This window comes from uncultured Methanobrevibacter sp. (assembly GCF_902784195.1).
In the GTDB taxonomy this organism is placed as follows: Archaea; Methanobacteriota; Methanobacteria; order Methanobacteriales; family Methanobacteriaceae; genus Methanobrevibacter.
In genome coordinates this window covers 375,946-398,184 of record NZ_CACZTX010000001.1, presented here as the reverse complement: position 1 = coordinate 398,184, position 22,239 = coordinate 375,946, and the positions used below count along the sequence as shown (strand labels likewise).

The window sequence follows — 22,239 nt, the reverse complement described above, 5'->3', positions numbered from 1 at the left end:
TAATTTTTATTCTTTTTAAGATGATACTATGTTTAAGAATATTTTAGTTGCTAGCGACGGTTCCAAATGTGGAGACAAGGCAGTTGATTTGGCTATTGATTTGGCAAGCAAATACTGTGCAAAGATTTCTGCTTTATACGTTATGGATTTTGCATTGGACTTCACATATGATGACTTGGATGATGCTGGCGGAGCGGTTTTGGATGAGATTACAGCTAAAGGAAAGGAAAAGGATGTTGTTGTAGTTGAGCATATCATCACTGCAGATCCTATTCAGGACATGGCAACAATGATTAGAAAGATAAACCCTGACATTGCTGTCTTTGGAGCTTTTGGAAAGTCTATGGAAACGCAAGAGAATATTGATTATTCTAAAATTGGCAGTGTAGCTGAAAATGCCTTAAAAGTCTCTAAAGTTCCTGTAATTTTAGTTAAATAATTATTGCTTTTTGCTGTTTTTTAAAATAAGTTGTAATAAAATAAAACAATTTATATATTATTAGAATTAAAGATATTATTAATTAGTTATTGGAGGTTAACACTATGGCTGAATACAAATGTACTATTTGCGGATACGTATACGACACTGAAAAAGGTGAATCTAGAAGAGATGTTGCTGCAGGAACTGCTTGGGAAGATGTAGCTGATGATTTCAGATGCCCTTTATGTGGTGCTGTTAAAAACATGTTTAAAGCATTATAATTGATTTAAACTTTATGATACTACTTTCTTAAAATTTAATCGAAGGTGAATAAAATGGTATTTGTATGTGATATTTGCGGATACGAATATAATCCTGATGCTGGTGACCCAGATAATGGTGTAGAACCAGGCACTGCTTTTGCAGACTTACCGGATGATTGGGTTTGCCCATTATGCGGTGCAGAAAAAGGAGATTTCGTAGAAGAATAAATAAATTTTTAAATCATGATTATTAAATTATCATTTCAATGTTTAATTTTGAAAAAATTTTCTAGATTTTGATTTATTAAATTATTTCAATGTTTAATTTAATAAAAATTTTATTTTTTAATTTTAAGGTGTTATTATGGTAAATGAAAAAATGGAAGCAGCATTAAATGCTCAATTAAATGCAGAAGTATATTCAGGATACTTATACTTATCTATGGCAGCTTACTTTGAAGACATCGACTTAGCAGGATTTGCTAACTGGATGAGAGTACAAGCTGCAGAAGAATTAGAACATGGTATGAAATTCTATGATTACATCATTAGAAGAGGGGCAAGCGTAACCCTTACTGCAATTGAAGCTCCACAAACTGAATGGGAATCTCCACTTGCAGCATTCGAACATGTTTTATCCCACGAACAAATGGTTACCGGCTTAATCAACGATTTAGTAGACTTAGCTATTGAAGAAAAAGACCATGCAACCAACAACTTCTTGCAATGGTTCGTAGAAGAACAAGTTGAAGAAGAAGAAAACGCTATGGAAAACTTAGCTAAACTCAGATTAGCTGGCGATGACAACTCTTTATTATACAAACTCAATGAAGAGTTCGCAGGTCGTGGAACTGCAGAATAGATTTGATCTATTCTTTTCTTTTTTTATTTTTTCTATTTTTTTCTAATTTTCTAATTTTAACTATTTTTTCTCTAAATTTAAACAATAATCAAATCTCTTATTTTTACGAAATAACATCAATTTGATTGAATAATTATGATATATCAATTAAAATGAAAGTTAACTCCTAAAAAAACTATAATATTTATTTATAATGAAAATTAAGTATCAATTGAAGGTTTTTTATGCCTGCAGAAAATATATTCATTACTTGGAGGCATAAAATGAAAACCAAAATTAGAGATATTCTTAAATATTCATTTGGGGTCTTTAGAGAACGTTCTGGAGATATTCTTAAATATTCATTAGAAATCTTGAAGATTTTCATAATGCTAATGAAATAAATTTGTAATCTGTTGTCGAATTTTAAAAAATTTTTGTTTAATATTTTCATTGGGTAGTTTTTTACCTTCAAAATAATAAAGATTATATATTTCTAAAAATAGAATATATGTTAGAGTTTATTTCAAACTCCAAGTAATGAAAATTTAAAGTTAAGAATTCTTTTGAATTCTTATACTTTAAGTTTTAAAAACTATCTTTTTTTATATTATTTTAAAATTCATTTTGTTTTATTTTTAGTAAACTATTTTTATTAGAAATAAAATAATATAACTATATAAGTAATTTATTGTTTTAATTAAAATTAATCTTAAGGAGGCAAATTATGGTAAAGGTTAGTGTAATGGGTTCAACCGGTGTAATAGGTAAAAACGTTACTTTCAAATTGGCTAGAGCAGATACAATAACTGAAGTTGTATTGTTTGCAAGACCTGAAAGCATTGACAAGGCAAAGGGCCAAAGCTATGACATGTATGATGCATTGGCTGCTGAGGATATTGATTGTTTACTCTTCCCATCATGCAATTATGAAGATCTTGCAGATTCCCAAATTGTATTGATTTCTGCAGGTGCTCCAAGGCATGAGGGGATGAGCAGAAGGGATTTGGCTTTTGTCAATGGAAAAATCGTATCAAATTATGCAAGACAAGTGGCTAAATATGCTCCAGATGCCATTATAGTAGTTGCAACAAATCCTGTGGATGTAATGACCACAATCGCTTTGGACGCTTCAGGTTTCGATAGAGACAAGGTCATTGGTGTAGGAAACCACTTGGATTCCTTAAGACTCAAAAATTACTTTGCAAGACGATTAAACATCAACAGCAGTGAAATCCATACAAGGGTTATCGGTGAGCATGGAGACAATATGGTTCCTCTTTTAAGTTCAACCACCATTGGTGGTATCCCTTTGAAATACTTTATTAGAGAGGTGGAATTGGACATTAGGGAGATCATTCAGACTCTTAGAAATGCAGGAAACACTATTATTTCCAAAAAGGGAGCTACTGAATATGGTCCTGCATATGCTATTTCCAACTTGATCATAACACTCATTACAAATTCCCATAAGATATTGACTGTAAGCTTATATTTGGATGGTGAAATTGCTGGTGTCAAGGGAGTTTCATTAGGTGTTCCTTCTGTTTTATCCGAAAAGGGAAATGCAATGATTGTTCCTATTCATATGAATGATTATGAGACTAAAAAGTTCCAATCAGCTGCTGAACAGATTGGAAAACTTACAGAAGAAGTTAGAGAAAGTCTAAAAGAAGAATAATGATTATCTTCTTTATTCTTTTATTATTTCTTTTTATCAATTTTTATCATTTTTTTAAAAAGAGTATTTTATTTATTTTAACTATTTTTATCTATTTTTTTTACTTTTAGACTATTTTTAATCAATTAATATTTTAAAAAAGATTTTTCGTATGGATTGGTTAATTTGATTTTAAAAAAAGGAAAATAAGTTTATAATTTAATCATAAATTATAAACTTCTTCAGCTGGTACAAGAGGAACCTTATAAGCAGTTAAAATGTTTATAAGATTGTCCAAATCTTCTGCTTGCAATAATAGAATAGCTTTTTCAGTCTTTTCATGAGTGAATGCATAAAGATATTCAAGATCAATCTCTTCATCATTCAATATCTTTAAGACAGAAGACAATCCACCAGGGGTATCATCGAGTTCAGCTCCAACGATTGGAGTGTTTTTAACAATGTACCAGTGTTCTTCAAGTATTTTTTTAGCTTTTATAGGGTCTTGAACAACCAATCTTAAAATACCGAATTCAGTTGTGTCTGCTAATGATAAAGCTCTTATGTTTATGTCATTTGCAGCAAGCAAATCTAATGTGTTATAAAGATTCCCTCTTTTGTTTTCCAAAAATATGGATAATTGTGTTATTTTATACATTTTAAAACTCCCTAATTAATGTAAATTACGTTTATCAATCACTCTTTGTATTTTACCTTTTGTGCTTCTTGGAATGCTCTTAGGTGCTACTAAACTAACATTTACTGCAATTCCAATCTCATTTTGAATGTATTCACCAATTTTACGTTTTACACCCATCATCTCTTTGATGTCGTCTGAGAAAAGAGCTTCTGAAGCTTCTACTTTAATTTCAATTTCATCCATTATATCCGGTCTTGTAACAATGATTTGATAGTGAGGCTCGATGTTACTGACCTTAAGAAGCGCCTTTTCGATTTGTGATGGGAATACAGCAACTCCTTTCACTTTAATCATGTCATCTGATCTGCCGGTAATCCTTTCCATTCTTGCAAGGGTTCGGCCACACTCACAAGTGTCATAGTGAAGTGCAGTGAGGTCCTTGGTTCTGAATCTGATTACAGGCATGCTTTCTCTTTCAAGGTTGGTCAATACCAATTCACCGTGAGTGCCTTCAGGTAATGTGATTCCAGTTTTTGGATCAATGATTTCCGGATAGAAGAAATCTTCAGCAATGTGCAAGCCGTTCTGTGCACAGCATTCCATACCAATACCTGGACCCATCAATTCTGTAAGGCCGTAAATGTTATAAGCTTTGGTCTTAAATGTCTCTTCGATTCTGTCTCTCATTTCAGCTGTCCACATTTCAGCTCCGAAACCTATAGCTTTAAGACCAATTTCATCGAAATCTATTCCCTCTTCCTTAGCAACTTCTCCTAAGTAGATACCATAGGATGGAGTGACGATAAGACAGGTACTTCCGAAGTCTGCCATGATTTCAACTTGTCTTCTGGTCTGTCCAGTTGAAATAGGGATGATTGTAGCTCCTAATCTGTGAGCGCCATAGTGAACACCGAATCCTCCTGTAAACAATCCGTAACCGTGTGTGTTCTGTATTATGTCGTCTTCATCAAGGCCCATCATGGTAAGCCCTCTTGCAACGATTTCTCCCCAATTGTCTATGTCACCTTGGGTGTATCCGCTTACAACAGGCTTTCCAGTAGTTCCTGAAGAGGAGTGTACCTCTATGATTTTCTTCTTATCGACTGCAAACATTCCAAATGGATAACATGCTCTTAAATCATCTTTAGTAAGGAACGGCAACTTTTCAATATCCTTTAAGGTTTCTATGTCTTCAGGGAAAACATTTGCTTGAGTGTACTTTTCAGTGTAAAAAGGAATCTTGTCAAATGCCCTTTTTACAGTAGCCTGCAACTTCTTCAATTGAAGTTCAAAAATGTCTTCTCTTGACATGCATTCAATTTCTTCATTCCACATATTCTAACCTTTTTTATTTGTGTAATTTTTGAATTTCTGTAATTATTATAATTATAATTAAATCTCTTATTTTTTATATATGCTAATTTGTATAGTTAATATTTTAGATTAATCCTAAATTCTTCATGTATTCCAAACTTTTTTCAATGAAATCTACAGACATTAACTCTAACATGTAGATGCCATCATACTTTTTCTTAGTAAAAACATCAAAGAACCCATTTACATCAAAAGTCCCATCACCTAATGCAAGGTGTGTGTCATCATCGCCAGGATTATCATGCACATGTATGTGTTTAATTGAGTCGAAGTAAATTTCATCTGGAGTGAAGCCATTTGTATGGGCATGACCTATATCCATAGTCATAGGAAGGTCAAGCTTGACTAATGTATCATTCAGTTGATTCACATCCATAAACATGAAGTCAGTAATGTTCGGCAGGTTTTCAATACATGCATCAACTCCACAATCTTTTGAATAGTTGCCGATGACTTCAAGATGTTTCTCTGATATTTGATAGACCAAGTCTTCCTTTCCCCTTCCATGGAATCCAAGAATTCCTGGATGAACAACAACAAGATTGCTGTCAATCATGTTTGCAAGGTCTATTGATCTCTCAATTTCCCTTACTGAAAAATCTGCAACTGCAGGATTCAAGGAAGCGATATTTATGTCTATGAATGGAGCGTGAATAGTGTATTTCAAGTCATATGAGTTAATGAGGTCTATCAGTTCATTGTCATCATTGATTTCCCTATAAGGGTAATCATGGACTATTTCAACATAATCTATATACTTATTGCTGTCAAAGTATTCTAAAGCTTCTTCTATTGTTCTGTCTTCGGTCGCTAACATTGAAGCTCCTATCTTCATCTAATCTCCTCTATTTAAATGATCATAATTTTATATTATTCTAATCTCTAACTCGAGCAACAACTCTTAAGCCATTATCCAAACCGTCTATGATTTCATCAGTCAGGTCAAGGTTCTTATGAAGCTTTACATAGCCCCTTTTGCCTACGGTTGCAGTGAACATGTACTTGTCCTCTAAAAGAATGTCAAATGAACTTCCTACGAATTTCTTTCCGATAGGCAATACAAGATGATCCTTTCTTATTTCTGGATATAGTTCAAAGACTTCATAATAGAATTCAGATGTTTCTCCTTCTTCATAATCCTCTTCTTCTTCACTTAAGTCAAAGTAATTGTCCTTGCTGTAATCCTTCTTGCCTTCATCGATAATGTAATCATCCATATTATCATTATATTCCTTCAATTGGGACTTTTTTGACTTCTTATGCTTGTCTTTCTTATCCTTTTTTGATTTTTTAGACCTTTTTGTAAGTCTTTCAGCAAAGCTGTCAGGTGCCTTTTCAAGAGGTTCAACATTCATGCTTATTCCAATCTCATTTTCAAGTTCGGTTATTCTTTTACCGCCTTTTCCAATGATTTTAGGAATGTACTTTTCAGTGATGTAAATGTTAACTCTTCTGTCATTTTCCATGCTCACTTCAATGGATGCCTTTGGAGCTATTCTTTTCATGGTTTTAAGGATTTCCCTTTCAGCAATCAATTGGACAGGAGTCTTGTCCTTTTTATTTGCCTTTTTGGACTGTTCAACCATGCCAATATCCATTACAATGGTCTGTTCACCGTAAGTGTAGATTTCATTAACCAAGGTTCCGCTTTCAAAGTCCCTCACTTCAATCACTGGTCTTGCAAGGTCTCTTTCTTCCATTCCACTTGGAACCTTTACTGTAAGCTTGTTTTCATAAATGGCGGATATTTCACCATCTTCAATATAAATAGTAGTGTCTACGATTGATGGGATGGTACCTAAATCCACTCTGCTTGCAATCCTTTGAATTGCATCGATAGGCCTTGTTGCATGAACAACACCAATCATTCCTACACCTGCAAGTCTCATGTCTGCAAATATCTTGAAGTCATGATTCTTTCTAAGCTCATCGTAAATGGTGAAGTCAGGTCTTACTAATAGCAATATGTCTGCAGTGTTCTCCATATCCCCTTCAAGAGGAGCATATTGGGTGATTGTATCTCCAACCTGCAAGTCTCTTGGAGATTCCATGGTTTTAACTACCTTGTTTAAATCTTCATCATAGAATTTAGCTATTGCCTGAGCAAATGTACTTTTACCTGCTCCAGGTGAACCTGAAATCAATATTCCTCTTGCACTGTTTGTCAATCTTTCAATCAATTGACTTGATAAGTGGTATTGGTCAAGTGAGACTTCAGCTACAGGCCTTACTGCAGTTATTTCAAGTGCTTCTGAAAATGGAGGTCTTGCTATTGATATTCTAAGGTCTCTTGATTGGACTACAATAGCACCTTGCTTGTCCACTTCCAAATATGTTTTTGGGTCGTATCTTTCCTTTTCAAGGATTTCCTCTGCAATCGCTTCCAATTGCTTGTATGTGAATTTCTCATCTGCGAGCTTTACAAGTTCAATATGTCCTGGCTTACCCTTTTTAGCCATTGGCACAACATTTTCCTTTAAATGAACGCTCATTGTGTCATCGTCAAAGAATTTAGCTATTTTCAAGTCTATTGCACCTTTGTATTCCTGTGCATAATAGATTGTAGGTATTCCTTGTGCCTCTGCAGTCTTTGCTTGAATCTTATCGCTTGTTAATAGTAGTGCAAGTTCATCCTTAGCCACATCTCTGATTAATCCGTCTATCTCTCCAAGCTTTGCATTGTCCTTTTCAAACTTGGTAGGCCTTCTGCCGGTTATTCTAATGGATACTTCACCGATTTCAGCTAAATCCTGAAGTTTCTTTACATTCTCAAGACCTCTGATTCCTGTTGGCCTTTGATTGTTAGCTTGATGTTCAAGTTCAGCGATTACAGCTTCTGGTATGATGATTTCCGGATAGTTCAATCCTTTTTCTTTTATTATTTTCTCTACATTTCCTTCTATGATTGCACTTGTATCAGGGACTATCCTTTTTATCTCATCATTCAAGTCATCTTCATCATTATAATCGCTATTGTACTCATATTCATTAAAATCCATATTTTCACCTCCTTTGAGGTTTGATTAATTTAATAATTCTTAGTTTAATTAAAGAAAATAATTTAAATTCATATTTTAAGAAAAAATTAATTAAAATCTAATTTAAAATATTTATCCGTACATTTCCTTTGGATCAAACAATCTTTCGGAAATGACTTTAACGTCATCATCTGTAAGATTGTCAATGTCAATATTCTCCTTATCAATGTCCAATTGCCTAAAGAAGCAAGATCTGTATCCTTCATGGCATGCTGCACCGATTTGTTCAACCTTCATTATGATTGCATCTGCATCACAGTCAATGTACATTTCCTTAACGGTTTGAACATTTCCAGAGCTTTCTCCCTTTAGCCATTGCTTTTGTCTTGAAGTGGAGTAGTAGTGAGCCTTTTTGGTCTTTAATGTTTGCTCTACAGCTTCCTTATTCATGAAAGCCACCATCAATACGTCATTTGTTTGCCAATCCTGTGCAATTGCAATGACCAAGTCTTCTCCACCCATGTTAAGTCTGAAATTTAATTCCATTGTCACACCTTTATTATAAAATAAAAATTACTGAATATTATCTATTATTGATAGTTCATCTTAATTGTATAATTTTTTTAATTGTATAATTTTTTTTTAATTGTATAATTTATCCTTAATGTAATCAACTACATTACCAATATCCACTAATTCCTGTTCTCCAGAGAGCATGTCCTTTACGGTAACTTTTCCTTCTTCCAAGTCACGTTCTCCAACTAAAACAGTGTATTTAACGTCTATCTTATTTGCATAAGCCAAGATCTTCTTGAATTTCTTTCTGGACAAGTCCACTTCAGTTGGAATGTCTGCTTTTCTAAGAGTCTGAGCAATGTTGAATGCATCATGTCTTGTACAGTCTGAAATGGCTGCTACATAGGTGCTTACGATAGGTTCAAGTTCTGGCTTTCCATTTAGCTCTTCGATAGCATTCATCAATCTGTCAAATCCTAATGCAAATCCAGTAGAGACAACGTCTTCTCCTCCAAATAATTTAACGAGATTGTAAGTTCCCCCACCACAAACCTGCTTTTGTGCACCAAGCCCTTCCACATATACCTCAAACACTATTCCAGTATAGTAGTCAAGTCCTCTTGCAACTCCAAGATTGAGTTTGTAATTGAACACTTGGAAACTTTCAAGGGTTTTTACAAGTTCTTCAAACTCTTCTAATGCTTCTTGGGTTTCTTCGTATGGAGCAACTAAGTCTCTTATGTCCGCAATTATTGAAGAGTCTCCAACCATATCCATAAGCTTGAACAATACGTCATTCAATTCTGGATTGTCCTTGATGATAGGATTGTCTCCAACAAGGGATTCTTTCAATAATTCCTTATCTCCCTTATCGATGACAACCATGATTTCCCTTTGTGTAGCAGTATCAATATCAAAGTGAGCGAATAATCCTCTAATGATTCCCAAGTGGTTTACATTGAATTCAGCAGTAGTGATTCCAAGCTCTTCAATAGCATTGTTACACATAGCTATTACTTCAGCTTCACCTTCAGGAGTCTTAGCTCCAATCAATTCACATCCGAATTGCCAGAATTGTCTGAATCTGCCTTTTTGTGGTCTTTCATATCTGAAACAGCTTCCATAATAGTAAATCTTGATTGGCTTTGAGGTTTTCTGTAATTCATTTAAGTATAATCTTGCAATAGGAGCAGTTATCTCTGGTCTTAAAGCTAAATCCCTGTCTCCCTTGTCCTTAAAGTTGTATAATTGATCTACAATTTCCTCACCGGATTTTGTAGTGAATAATTTTAAGTCTTCAAATAAAGGGGTCTGGACTTCACCAAAACCATAGTTTTCAAATACATTTCTTAAAATGTCTTCAGCATGTTTTCTTTGCCTCATTTCTTCAAAGAGGAAATCCCTTGTTCCCCTTGGTCTTTCAAATTCCATTATTGATTCTCCAATGTTTTTAATGATTTAATCGGGTATAATTATTATTTTTAATAGTAAATCGTTTAACAATATTATATTTAATATTTATTTATATATAATAGTTGTTAATATTATACAATTTCAATTAGTTTTATTGAAGTTTATGATTTAAAAAATATTCATTTTTGATAAGAGTTTGCTGAATGAAATCATAAACTATTAGAAATATTTATATATTATTTTTATATACATATATATATAACTTGAAAATAAATTTTTCAAGGGGGCAACTGAAATGAATATCAAAAGATATCTATATATATTGCTAATTTTTCTTGTTTTAGTCAGCCTGTCTGCCGTTAGCGCAGCAGATGACAATGCAAATGGGATTATTAGCGTTGATGACAATGACGAACTTATTTTAGACGAAGCAATCGATGATGATGTTTCAAGCGCTAATAATAATTATGATGAAGAACTTATTTTAGAAACCCCTGCTGATGATCTTGTTGGAAGTGAAAATGATGCAACTCCCCTAAAGGAGGGTGCAACAGGCTCATTTTCAGATTTGAATAAATTGATTAATGAAGATTTCAGCAGCAATGACACAATCACTTTGGATAAGAATTATACTTATAATCCTGATATTGATTCTGATTTTAAAAATGGGGTGAAAATCTACCGCACAGTGACAATCATTGGAAACGGATATACAATAGACGGTGCAGGCCAAGCAAGAATACTTGATCTCCAACAGGGAAAAACAACATTGAAAAATATTACTTTTAAAAATGGAAGTCAAAGTTACTTTTTCGGAGGAGGTGCAATTCGTTGCGTTGCATTAGTCGAGATTACAAACTGCACTTTCATAAATAACGGAGCCCCTTCAGGAGGAGCCGTTCAACTGCAGGGCTGGGACAATGTAATCTCCGATTGTGTTTTCATTGGCAACACTGCAGGTCAGGGTGGTGCGATACAATTGAGTGCAGCAGCTTACAATACAATTACTCGCTGTGTATTTTATGACAATGATATTTTCGCATCACAGGCTGATGGATGTGAAATTAACAACAACATTTTCTTCAATTCAAGCATCACATTTGATTGGACCCAAAATTACAATATTGACAATAACTGGTTTGGAAATAATGCGACAAACTATGATGAAATGCCAGTACAAGAGGATTACAGTATTAAAAGCTGGTTGTTTTTAAACGCAACAGCAACTCCTGATACAATCTCCATTATTGATGTGTCTGACATCATCTTTAAATTGTACGTTTATAATCCAAATTCCGGTGATGTATCCGAGTATGATTCCGGTCTTTTATATCCGGTTAACTTGAATGTAACTGCAATCAATGGTACTATTAATAAAAATACTGTTAAATTAGGTGAACCAATAATATTTGGACCGTTTGCTTTGGGTTCAGGTAGTGTAACTGCTTCAATTGAAAATGCAAACTATATGAGCATTATAACCGTCAAAAAGATTCAAACAGAAATAACTGGCAATGCAATAACTGCAACCTACAATGTCAACAAGGATTTGGTTATCACATTGAAAGACAGCGATGGAAATCCAGTTAGTGGTGTTAATGTCACTGTTGACTTAAACGGTGCCAAAACATACACTACCGACAGCAACGGTCAGGTTAAAGTGTCAACCAAAGGTTTAGCGCCTAATACTTACATGGCAAAGGTAACATTCAACGGCGATACCTACTATGACAAGTCTACCTTGGATGTGAAGGTCACTGTCAACAAGGCTTCTCCTAAATTGACTGCCAAAGCAAAGACATTCAAATTCGAGGACAAGACAAAAAAATATACAGTCACACTCAAGGACAATAATGGAAATGTCTTGAAAAACAAGAAAATTTCCTTGAAAGTCAACGGAAAGACCTACACAGCAAATACAAATAGCAAGGGTGTTGCTACATTCAAATTGGCTAAATTGACTAAGAAAGGAACCTATAATGCAGTTATTTCTTTTGCTGGTGACAAGGACTACAACAAGATTAGCAAGAGTGCTAAGTTGACTGTTAAGGCTCCTGCTTGGAAGACTATTGCTAAAGGCAGCAAGGATAAGTCTATGGTCAAGAAGATCCAAAGGGCTTTGAAGAAGAACGGTTTCTACCTTAGTTACAAGGGCAGATACTTGAAAGTTGATGGTCTTTTCCACAAATACACTCAAATGGCTGTTAAGCAATTCCAAAAGGCTAAAAAGCTTAAAGTCACTGGAAAAGTGGACTACGCAACTGCTAAAAAACTAAAATTAATATAAAAAAGGAGTTTTAAAAACTCTTTTTTTCCAATTTTTATTCATTTCCCCTAATTTATTTTTTTCATTTTTATTTTTTTAAACTAATTTTTTCACAACTATTTTTCCATTTAATGATTAATTAAATATTGATATTAATTGATTAAGAAAAATTATAAACATTTATAACAAATCTTTTTAATAATACATAAAATTTTAAATGATAAAATACTATAAATTAATATAAAAAAATTAAGTGTGAATTATGTTTGAAGAATTGCATGAATTGTTAGAGGACAAAAGGATTTCAAAGAATGAGCTCCTGGCTATTTTAAAGGAAAAGGCTCAAAAGATATCTGTTTTTGATTTGATGGAGGCCAATCAGTATATACTTCAGGATGTGGAGTTTGTACAGGACAGATATCAGGATGACTTCCGTCAAGCTTATGTTAAGCAATTCATCGGCCATATAAACAATATAAAAAATGACAATACAGATTATGACAGCAGAGGCAAAAAGGAGAGAATTGATAAAAAACAGTTTGAAAAGTCATTAGAGGATTTGCATAATGTTTATGATGGTGTGGACTTTGACAAGGATAAGGTACAGCTCATTTACTGCTTGGTTTCTCTATATGCCACTTTCATATTGAATGAACCTATTCATTCACTGGACACTCCTTTCCCAGGCAATTTGAAGATTAAAAAGTTAGGTAAGTTTTATTATTGCCCTGTTAAGGCAACTCAAAAGAATACTGAAGGGGCAGTTTGCAATATCTGCATTTCACGTGAGATTGATTATGATCCGAAATTAAATGCAAGCAGTTAAGGATTATTTTTTTAAATAAACTTTTTTTTTTAATGAAAAGGATACTTGTTAAATAAGTATAATGTTTCATTTCATTTTTTTCAATAATTATTTATAATTTATACAATAAATTACTATTAGTAATTATTTAAGTAGGGATTCTATGGTAGCTCCAAAAACAATTATTGATTTAGTTGAAACTTTTAAAAAAAATGAAAATATTTATACCAATGGTGACTTATTTGATGAAGAAAACACCAAAACTGATTTTATTAATCCATTTTTTGAAGCCTTAGGGTGGGATGTAACAAATAAAAAGCATAGAAGCCCACAGTTTAAAGATGTTGTTTATGAAAAATCTATAAAAGTAGGAAATAAAACTAAAGCGCCTGATTATGAATTCCGTGTAGGTGGAACTCCTATATTTTTTGTGGAAGCTAAAAAACCAAGTGTAAATCTTGAAACTGATAAGAGCCCTGCTTTTCAAGTAAGGAGATATGGTTGGAGTGCTAAACTTAAATTATGCATATTAACTGATTTTGAAGAGCTTGCAGTTTACGAAACCACAACTAAACCTGATAAAAAACAAAGTGCAAGCATTGGAAGAGTAAAATATTATCATTATTCAGAATATATTGAAAAATGGGATGAAATAGCATCCATTTTCTCAAAGGAAGCAGTTTTAAATGGCGACTTTGATAACTTTGCAGACTCTAATTCCGATAAAAAGAAAAGAGGCACTGGTGAGGTAGATGATGAATTCCTTAAGGAAATGGAGCATTGGAGAGATTTATTGGCCCGTAATATTGCCTTGAGAAATAAGGATTTAAATGAGGATTCCCTAAATTATGCAGTCCAAATTACTATTGACCGTATTTTATTCTGTAGAATGGCTGAAGATAGAGGAATAGAAAAATATGGAACTCTTTTGGAATTAACCAAGAAAGATAATATTTATCAACACTTAATGGAAATATTCAGAATAGCAGATTTAAAGTATAATAGTGGTTTATTCTGTTTATCAGCAGACCCTGATAGACATATTAATCGTGATATGGTTACAGAACATCTCACAATTGATGATGGGGTATTTAAAGAGATATTCACTGGTCTTTATTATCCAAACAGTCCTTATGAATTCAGTGTCATTTCTCCTGAGATTTTAGGGCAAGTATATGAACAGCTTTTAGGCAGCATTATTCGTCTCACTCCATCACATATGGCAAAGGTTGAAGTAAAACCTGAGGTTAAAAAAGCAGGTGGTGTATTTTACACTCCGCAATATATTGTAAAATATATTATAAAGAATACTTTAGGTAAATTATTACAAGATAAAACACCAAATCAAGTTTCAAAACTTAAAATACTTGATCCTGCTTGTGGTAGTGGAAGTTTTTTACTTGTAGCCTATCAGGAATTATTAAATTATCATTTAGATTATTATACTAAATTAGAAAAACCTCCAAAAAATGTTATTTATCAAGGCAAGGATGGGGAATGGAGATTAACCATCACTGAAAAGAAAAGAATTCTGAGAAATAACATTTACGGGGTTGATTTAGACTTTTTAGCAGTTGAGGTTACAAAATTATCCTTACTTTTAAAAGTGTTAGAAGATCAAAATAAGGATGTTGTAGAACAACAACAAAAATTATTCCATGAACGAGTTTTACCTGATTTAAGTAATAATATTAAAAATGGAAATAGTTTAGCTTCTAGCGATATACTTGAAAAAGATTTAACTGATGATGAAATTAAAAGTATAAATCCTTTTGATTGGGATGATGAATTTGAATCAGTCTTTAAGAATGGTGGATTTGATGCTATTGTTGGAAATCCCCCATATATTAAAATGCAAATTTTAAGAAGTATTTATCCAAAATCAAGTGATTATTATAAAGAGAAATATGAAACTTCTTCAAAAGGAAATTATGATATCTATGTGCTTTTTGTTGAAAAGGCACTTCAATTATTAAATGATGAAGGAAAAATGGGCTATATTTTGCCACATAAATTCTTTACAGCTAGTTATGGAAAGCCTTTGCGAAAAATAATTGCAGAAAATAAAAATTTATATAAAATAGTGCATTTTGGAGACCAACAAGTCTTTGATAATGCCACTACTTACACAGCTTTATTATTTTTGAATAAGAAAATTAATAAAACATTTGAATATGATAGAATTTCAGATTTAGAACAATTTAAGAATGGGCATTATGTTGAAGAGGATAATATTCTTGATTTTTCAAGAGTTACATCTGATGAATGGGTTTTTGTTTCTGGTGATGAAGAAAAGGTATTTTATAAATTATATGATATGCCTCATAAGATTGTTGATTATACAACCCTGTCAGTAGGTCTTCAAACTAGTGCAGATAAGGTTTATATCATGCCTTTAATTGAAAAATCAGAAAAAACTTCAAAAGTAGAGTCTAAAGAACTTAAAGAGAATTTTATCATCGAAAATGATATTTTAAAACCATTATTAAAAGGTAATGAAATTAAAAGATATGAATATCCAGTTAATAATCATGTTCTTATTTACCCCTATGCCTTCGATTCTAATGAAATAATACCTTTTACTAGAAAGGAAATATCTCAATTTGAATTATGTTATGAATATTTAAAATTAAATAGGGATAAATTATTAAAAAGAAGTAATGTTGATTCTCGTAATTGGTGGATTTATCCTTATCCAAAGAATTTAAAAGTAATGGCCAAACCTAAAATTTTATATCAAGTTTTAAGTCAAAAAGGTTCTTTTACTTTAGATGAAAAAGGAGAATTTTACTTTGTTGGTGGTGGAAATGCAGGAGGATATGCTATAACTACTAAAAACAATAACATTAGCGAATTAAAATACTTGTTAGGCATTTTAAACTCTAAATTAACATCATTTTTTATTTCAAAAGTAGGATCTTGCTTTAGAGGGGGATATTACTCCTTTGGTAAACATTCTTTTGAAAAATTCCCGTTACCTTCTGAAAAATTAGAAAATGAAGAATTGGAAAATCTTGTTGATAAAATGATTAATTTGAATAAAGAATTATCAGAAGCTATTGTTCCAAGAGATAAAAAACTACTTAAAAAACAAATTGAAAATACAGATAATCTAATTAACCACTTAGTTTATGAATTATATGGTTTAAATGATGAAGAAATTAAAATTATTGAAGAAAGTATTAAATAAAAATAATTTGAGATTATTATTAAATATGATATAACACTTTGTGATAGGATGTTTGAAAAGTTTGATGCATTGATAGGTGAAGATGATAAGATATCAAAGGATGATCTTATGAATGTCCTAAAGGAAGAGCTTATTGTTGTGTCTGTTTTTGATTTGATGATTATTTCTGCTGAAATCATTGAAAACAACAAATATGTTCAGAAATCCTATCAGGAAAAAAGCAAAAAGATTTATGTAGACTCTTTCATAAACAGAGTGAATGAAATAAGAAGCAATGATACTGTTTATGATGATTATTTCAATAGAGATGACTTTGTAGAAAAATTAAACAATTTAAAGGATATTTTTAAACTTGTTTCTAAAGACAGAAAGAACAAAAGTTCGATTATTAGTTTTGTGGTGTCCCTTTACACTACATTTGTGCTTGATGAGCCTATTCATCCTATTGGAACTCCTTTCCCTGGATCTTTAGAGGTTATAATGGAAAATGGAGTTTATTATTGTCCTGTTAAAGAGGCTAATATTGATACTCCAAATTCTGTATGCAGACTTTGTATAGCTGAACAGTTAGATTTTTAGGTGATAAAATGGTAGATGGAAAAACAAAAATATTAGGAGTTATTGGAGATCCTATTGAACACACTTTCTCTCCAGCTATGCATAATGCAGGACTTAATGAATTAGGTCTTAATTACATTTATCTTCCATTTCATGTTAAAGAGGAAAGATTAGGCGAATGCATTCAAGGTGCAAAAGCTATGGGGATAAAAGGTTTGAATGTAACCATACCTCATAAAAGCAATGTCATTAAACACCTTGATGATATCGATTCAGTAGCTTCAATGATTGGTGCAGTAAACACAATCCAATTCATTTATGATGAAGATAATGAATCATCTAATCAAGATAATGGCATCAATGTAAGAACTAAAGGATTCAACACTGATGGATATGGATGCGTCCGTGCAATTGAGGAAAAAACTTCAATAAAAGACAAGAAAGTTAGCATTACCGGTGCCGGCGGAGCAGCAAGGGCAGTAGCTTTTCAGATAGCAAACAGTGGAATTGATGAATTGTCAATATTGAACCGTAATCTAAGCAAGGCGCAATCTCTTGCAAATGATTTAAAGATTAATTTAGAAAGTATTGGCATTGATATAAGTATTAATGCTTATGATTTAGAAGAATTGAAAAGAGAACTCTCAGATTCAGACATATTTATAGATACAACACCTATCGGAATGTATCCGAATGTGGATGATAAGCCAGTGGCAAGTGCAGATATGCTTCATGAGGATCTTCTTGTAAATGATATTGTCTACACTCCTATGAAAACATCATTGATAAGGGAAGCTGAATTGGCTAATGCAGAAGTTGTTTATGGATATAAGATGCTATTGTATCAGGGAATCAGAAGCTTTGAAATCTGGTTAGGAAGAGAAGCTCCTGCAGATGTTATGGAAAATGCATTGTTGGATGTTTTAGGAATTTAATTGTTTTGGAAAAGGCATTGTTGGATGTTTTAGGAATTTAATTGTTTTGGAAAAGGCATTGTTGGATGTTTAGAATTTTTTTAATTTTTTTTAGTGATATTATGGATGATTTTCTATCAAATTTTATTTTGAAAGAGGATGAAAAGGAACTGTCCGATTCAAAGAAGGATGTTATGAAGTTCTTAAAGCAAATAGGTGTTGACACTCGTTTTGTAAGCTTCTTTGATGATGGGGACATTAAGCTTTATATAGAAAATCTTCGCTTTTCAAAGTTTTCCAAAAAAAGAAGAGAAACCTTCAACAGGCATTATTCTGATATAGAAGTGGTAAGGTCATCTCTTTTTCAAAAGATCTGTTCAAGGTCTTCAAAGACATTGGCGGAGTCCTTAAGCCCAAAGGAAAGGATTCTCATTCCAAGAATGGATAATGATTACAACAAGTTTTTATACATAGTAATCGAGCCATATTCAAGAAAATATGGTATAACTTTCATTGAATATGATGAAAATATCAGTGCAGATGACTTTGATTCTGTAATTTCTCCATTGAACCTGAATCAGGAAGTTAATCATATCTTGAATGATATATTTGATGGAAAGGGAATCGAATGGGACAGGAAATTTGATTTATCCAGCATATATGATATGGACTTAAGCAATAAGAACATTATATTTCCTTTTATCAATGTTCCCCAAGAGTGGATCAATGACTTTTTAGGCATTGAAAAGGAATATGAAATAGACTATGAAAATGAGGATATTGGAGAGTCATTCATGGGATTCCTGACTGAAATCAATCCCCAATTCAAGGAAAATGTATTGGCTGCATCTTCATTTTTGGAAACTCATCAAAAATAATTTTTACTTTTTTAATTAATTTTACTTATTTTTTAATATAATCGCTATTTTTCAAAATAAAATCAATATTTTCATTGTATTGAATAAATAAAGATTAAATCTAGTTAAATTTATAAATAACTTAGTTTAAACCTATCTTTAATAATATTTTTAAACCTAATATTAATTTTATCAGATAATTTAAATTTCAGGTAATTATAAATATCTGATATTATATAGTAATATTAGGTGAATAAAATGGTTTGTACAAGGTTGTATAAGGGGTTTCAAACTGTAGTTCCTGCAGAAATCAGGAAAGAGTTGGATTTGAGTTTGGATGATGTATTGGATTGGAGTACAGAAGATGGTAAAATGATTATAGAAATCAAAAGACAAAGACCAATAAGTGATTTATCTAAATTTGTAATCAAGGGAACAGGACCTACAAATGCTGTTGAATTAAAGAAAAAAGCTGGAAGAGGAGAACTATAATTGATTTTTATAGATAGCAGTTATTATATTGCCCGCTTAATCGAAGATGATAAGTTTCATAAAAGGGCCATTGAATTGGAACCACAACTAAACGAGAAAAGGTATATCAATAGCACTGTTTTAAATGAAACTTTAAATGCATTTGGAAGTAATGGCGGTGAAGAAATCAATGATCTTTTCATTTATTTGAATGAAATGAATGAAATTGTTTATTTGAAAGAAAAGGATTATGCTGAATCAGTTAAATTATCAGGATACTATAATTCCTCAATTAACTTTTCAGATTGCACTATTTTAGAATCAATGCAAAAGTTAGGAATCAATAAGATAGTTTCATTCGATAGTGATTTTTCTAAGATAAAAGGATTATCCGTTATAAAATAAGTAAATTTTTCTTTTTTCTTTTAAAAATAATAGAAAATTATTAAACATAGTTAAATAGAATAAATTATAGATAATATAAATAATTATTAATTCAAAATATTTTTGTGATTATATTAAGAGGTTTTAACATGGCAAATGAAATTACTGTGGAATTAAATGATGAGCAATTTGAAAGATATCAAATCATGGAAGAAAATGGATTAAGCGTAGGTGAAGCTATTGACTTGATTTTCTATTTACGTGACCATTATGGAGTTCGTAATGATCAGCTTCTTGAAGAAAGGCTTGAACAGTTAGTCATTAAAAAATCAAAATTAGAAGATGAAATGGAAAATACTGACAAGGATTTAACTCCAGAATTAGAAAAAGTAACTGCAGAAATGGATGTTATTAACAAATTAAAAGACACTGCATATGACTTTGAAGCTAAAGAGAAAATCTTGGAAAAAGAATATGCTGCTATTGATGACTCCTATGAAATGAAGGTTCAAGATCATAAGCGCGTAATCAAATGGGGTAAATTCTTCGACAGTATTTTATGATTTCCATTTTTAATCTTTTTCTTTTTTTCATTTTATTTTAAATTTTTTCTTAAATCCCTTATTTTTCTTTATTTTTAATTTAAACTATTTTAATCTATTTTTTCAAAATTTAATCATATGAGTTTTTTTATTATGATTTTTCAAATTTTAGATTCATAAGATAAGTTTTATATAATAAATTAAACTAATATTTTATTGAGTATTCATTATGGATTTTTTTATATAAAAACAATAAGAAAATTCAAATAAATTCAAAATTATTAAATCAATTAGGAGTGGATTTGTCTGACAAAATATATTATAATTACTGGTGGAGTAGTAAGTTCCATTGGAAAAGGAATTACCTCTGCATCCATTGGCCGTATATTACGTTCTTACGGCTTGAAGGTTGCAGCGATTAAGATTGACCCATACTTAAACTGGGATTCTGGTACTTTAAACCCATACCAACATGGAGAAGTGTTTGTCACTTATGACGGTATGGAAACTGATCTTGACTTAGGTCACTATGAAAGGTTCTTGGACGTAGAGCTTCCAGGAATATCAAACATCACTACCGGAAAAGTTTATCAATCTGTTATCAGCAAAGAAAGAAAAGGTGATTTCCTCGGAGCTTGCGTTCAAATTATCCCGCATATCACAAACGAAATCAAAGAGATGGTACGTGAAATCTCTGCTAAGGATGACTATGATGTCGTTTTGGTAGAGCTTGGAGGTACTGTAGGGGATATTGAAAGCCAACCATTCCTTGAGGCATTAAGACAATTGAGAAATGAGGAAGGCTCTGAAAACGTAATGTTTGTACACGTAACATTCGTTCCTTACTTGGAAGCTGCCGGTGAATTCAAGACAAAACCAACTCAACACTCTTCAAAAGAACTTAGAAGCATGGGTATCAACCCTAACATGATTGTTTTAAGAAGTCAAAAGCCTATTGACGATGACTTGAAGAGAAAAATCGCTCACTTCTGTGATGTCGAATTTGATGCTGTTGTAAACACTCCTGATGCTCAAACAATCTATGAAGTTCCATTAGTGTTGGATAGGGAAAACGCTGGCCAGTACATTTCCAACAGAATTAATTTAGGAATTGATTTTGAAAATGACAAGAATACTCTACATGAATGGGCAGAAATTGTGGATTCACTTAAGATTCAAGATCCAGTGGTTACCATTGGTATCGTAGGAAAATATGTGGAATTGGAAGACGCTTATATCAGTATCAGAGAATCCTTGCACCACGCAGCAGCGAAAATTGGCGCTAAAATGAAAATTGTATACCTTTCATCTGATGTGGATGTGGAAAATGAAGATGAATTGAATGCTTTCCATGAAGAGCTTTCAAAGCTTGATGGTATTCTCATTCCTGGAGGATTTGGAGACCGTGGTGTAGAAGGTAAGTTAAGTGCTGTTGACTATGCAATTGAAAATGAAGTTCCTATTTTCGGTATCTGTTTAGGTATGCAATGTATGGTAATTCAATTTGCAAGAAGAATCGGAATGGACGGTGCAAACAGCAGTGAATTCAAAGATGACCTCAAATACCCAGTTATTGACATGATGGAAGAGCAAAAGAAAATCAAGAACATGGGCGGAACCATGCGTTTAGGTGCTTATGACTGTAAATTGATTGACGGCACCAGAACCAAAGAGGCATATGGTGAAGACTTCATTCAGGAAAGACATAGACACAGATATGAATACAATAACGAATACAGAGATGTATTGACTGAAAACGGTCTTGTCATTGCAGGAACAACTCCAGATGACTTCTTGGTTGAAATTGTTGAATTGCCTGACCATCCTTGGTTTATCGGATGTCAATTCCATCCAGAGTTCAAGTCAAGACCAAACAATGCACACCCATTGTTTGCTTCATTTGTAAAGGCATCTTTTGAAAACAAAGAAGAATAATTTTATTCTTTCTTTTTTATTCTATTTTTCTATTTTTTCTAATTTTATAGATTTTAATTATTTTTATACTATTTTTTCTATTTTAACTATTTTTCTAATTTTAATCTATTTATTCTATTTTTCTATTTTTAATAAATCTTTAATTTTTTTAACCATTATGATTTTACACAATTGTGATTTTGTGTAATTGTGCAATTAATATTTTTATTTT

22 protein-coding genes are annotated in these 22,239 nt (G+C 32.2%); 16 read left to right on the top strand and 6 right to left on the bottom strand.

Features of this window, described 5'->3' with window-relative positions; genetic code table 11:
- Positions 1 to 28: 28 nt before the first annotated feature.
- From QZU90_RS01795 to QZU90_RS01770, 6 genes are all read left to right on the top strand, one after another.
- Positions 29 to 439 (top strand): universal stress protein, encoded by a 411-nt coding sequence (locus tag QZU90_RS01795; RefSeq protein ID WP_296855188.1) that lies wholly within the window; start codon positions 29 to 31, stop codon positions 437 to 439.
- Between the two features lie 104 nt (positions 440 to 543).
- Positions 544 to 702: a rubredoxin gene (locus QZU90_RS01790; RefSeq protein ID WP_295607160.1), complete on the top strand. Its 159-nt coding sequence runs from the start codon at positions 544 to 546 to the stop codon at positions 700 to 702.
- Between the two features lie 54 nt (positions 703 to 756).
- The gene (locus QZU90_RS01785) at positions 757 to 912 is read left to right on the top strand and encodes a rubredoxin (protein WP_295607161.1); all 156 of its coding nucleotides are present in this window, start codon (positions 757 to 759) and stop codon (positions 910 to 912) included.
- Positions 913 to 1,048: 136 nt separating this feature from the next.
- Positions 1,049 to 1,546, top strand: a complete 498-nt coding sequence (locus QZU90_RS01780) for a ferritin (RefSeq protein ID WP_295607163.1) — start codon at positions 1,049 to 1,051, stop codon at positions 1,544 to 1,546.
- 224 nt (positions 1,547 to 1,770) lie between these two features.
- On the top strand, positions 1,771 to 1,929 hold the full coding sequence (locus QZU90_RS01775) for a hypothetical protein (RefSeq protein ID WP_296855186.1): 159 nt from the start codon (positions 1,771 to 1,773) through the stop codon (positions 1,927 to 1,929).
- A gap of 323 nt (positions 1,930 to 2,252) precedes the next feature.
- Positions 2,253 to 3,206 carry a malate dehydrogenase gene (locus QZU90_RS01770; RefSeq protein WP_295607165.1) on the top strand — a complete coding sequence of 318 codons (954 nt, stop codon included), beginning with the start codon at positions 2,253 to 2,255 and terminating at the stop codon, positions 3,204 to 3,206.
- 202 nt (positions 3,207 to 3,408) lie between these two features.
- On the opposite strand, the gene QZU90_RS01765 is transcribed toward QZU90_RS01770, so the two are convergent.
- The 6 genes from QZU90_RS01765 to hisS all read right to left on the bottom strand — a co-directional run bounded on the left by QZU90_RS01765 (position 3,409) and on the right by hisS (position 10,124).
- Positions 3,409 to 3,843 carry an acetolactate synthase gene (locus tag QZU90_RS01765; RefSeq protein ID WP_292789127.1) on the bottom strand — a complete coding sequence of 145 codons (435 nt, stop codon included), beginning with the start codon at positions 3,841 to 3,843 and terminating at the stop codon, positions 3,409 to 3,411.
- 15 nt (positions 3,844 to 3,858) lie between these two features.
- Positions 3,859 to 5,160, bottom strand: coding sequence for a phenylacetate--CoA ligase family protein (locus tag QZU90_RS01760; protein ID WP_295607170.1), 1,302 nt, complete (start codon positions 5,158 to 5,160; stop codon positions 3,859 to 3,861).
- Positions 5,161 to 5,263: 103 nt separating this feature from the next.
- A complete protein-coding gene (locus tag QZU90_RS01755) occupies positions 5,264 to 6,034 on the bottom strand; it encodes a sugar phosphate isomerase/epimerase (RefSeq protein ID WP_296855184.1) in 771 nt (256 codons plus the stop codon).
- A 40-nt stretch (positions 6,035 to 6,074) separates the two neighbouring features.
- The gene (locus tag QZU90_RS01750) at positions 6,075 to 8,135 is read right to left on the bottom strand and encodes a PINc/VapC family ATPase (protein WP_296855323.1); all 2,061 of its coding nucleotides are present in this window, start codon (positions 8,133 to 8,135) and stop codon (positions 6,075 to 6,077) included.
- 174 nt (positions 8,136 to 8,309) lie between these two features.
- The gene (hisI, locus tag QZU90_RS01745; RefSeq protein WP_296855182.1) at positions 8,310 to 8,723 is read right to left on the bottom strand and encodes a phosphoribosyl-AMP cyclohydrolase; all 414 of its coding nucleotides are present in this window, start codon (positions 8,721 to 8,723) and stop codon (positions 8,310 to 8,312) included.
- A gap of 96 nt (positions 8,724 to 8,819) precedes the next feature.
- The gene (gene hisS / locus QZU90_RS01740) at positions 8,820 to 10,124 is read right to left on the bottom strand and encodes a histidine--tRNA ligase (RefSeq protein ID WP_296855181.1); all 1,305 of its coding nucleotides are present in this window, start codon (positions 10,122 to 10,124) and stop codon (positions 8,820 to 8,822) included.
- Between the two features lie 277 nt (positions 10,125 to 10,401).
- Between hisS and QZU90_RS01735 the strand changes: the two genes are divergently transcribed.
- The 10 genes from QZU90_RS01735 to pyrG all read left to right on the top strand — a co-directional run bounded on the left by QZU90_RS01735 (position 10,402) and on the right by pyrG (position 22,028).
- On the top strand, positions 10,402 to 12,393 hold the full coding sequence (locus QZU90_RS01735) for a peptidoglycan-binding protein (RefSeq protein WP_296855179.1): 1,992 nt from the start codon (positions 10,402 to 10,404) through the stop codon (positions 12,391 to 12,393).
- Between the two features lie 241 nt (positions 12,394 to 12,634).
- Positions 12,635 to 13,198 carry a DUF2115 domain-containing protein gene (locus tag QZU90_RS01730; RefSeq protein WP_296855178.1) on the top strand — a complete coding sequence of 188 codons (564 nt, stop codon included), beginning with the start codon at positions 12,635 to 12,637 and terminating at the stop codon, positions 13,196 to 13,198.
- 142 nt (positions 13,199 to 13,340) lie between these two features.
- Positions 13,341 to 16,367, top strand: a complete 3,027-nt coding sequence (locus QZU90_RS01725) for an Eco57I restriction-modification methylase domain-containing protein (RefSeq protein WP_296855176.1) — start codon at positions 13,341 to 13,343, stop codon at positions 16,365 to 16,367.
- Positions 16,368 to 16,415: 48 nt separating this feature from the next.
- Positions 16,416 to 16,946 (top strand): DUF2115 family protein, encoded by a 531-nt coding sequence (locus QZU90_RS01720; RefSeq protein ID WP_296855175.1) that lies wholly within the window; start codon positions 16,416 to 16,418, stop codon positions 16,944 to 16,946.
- Between the two features lie 8 nt (positions 16,947 to 16,954).
- On the top strand, positions 16,955 to 17,860 hold the full coding sequence (locus QZU90_RS01715; protein WP_296855173.1) for a shikimate dehydrogenase: 906 nt from the start codon (positions 16,955 to 16,957) through the stop codon (positions 17,858 to 17,860).
- A 101-nt stretch (positions 17,861 to 17,961) separates the two neighbouring features.
- Complete coding sequence (locus tag QZU90_RS01710) at positions 17,962 to 18,717, top strand: ATPase (protein ID WP_296855172.1); 756 nt, start codon at positions 17,962 to 17,964, stop codon at positions 18,715 to 18,717.
- A 237-nt stretch (positions 18,718 to 18,954) separates the two neighbouring features.
- Positions 18,955 to 19,188 carry an AbrB/MazE/SpoVT family DNA-binding domain-containing protein gene (locus QZU90_RS01705; protein WP_295605334.1) on the top strand — a complete coding sequence of 78 codons (234 nt, stop codon included), beginning with the start codon at positions 18,955 to 18,957 and terminating at the stop codon, positions 19,186 to 19,188.
- Positions 19,189 to 19,572 (top strand): type II toxin-antitoxin system VapC family toxin, encoded by a 384-nt coding sequence (locus tag QZU90_RS01700; RefSeq protein ID WP_295605332.1) that lies wholly within the window; start codon positions 19,189 to 19,191, stop codon positions 19,570 to 19,572.
- Between the two features lie 128 nt (positions 19,573 to 19,700).
- The gene (locus tag QZU90_RS01695) at positions 19,701 to 20,114 is read left to right on the top strand and encodes a hypothetical protein (protein ID WP_296855170.1); all 414 of its coding nucleotides are present in this window, start codon (positions 19,701 to 19,703) and stop codon (positions 20,112 to 20,114) included.
- A 285-nt stretch (positions 20,115 to 20,399) separates the two neighbouring features.
- Positions 20,400 to 22,028: a glutamine hydrolyzing CTP synthase gene (gene pyrG, locus QZU90_RS01690; RefSeq protein WP_296855322.1), complete on the top strand. Its 1,629-nt coding sequence runs from the start codon at positions 20,400 to 20,402 to the stop codon at positions 22,026 to 22,028.
- Positions 22,029 to 22,239 lie beyond the last annotated feature (211 nt).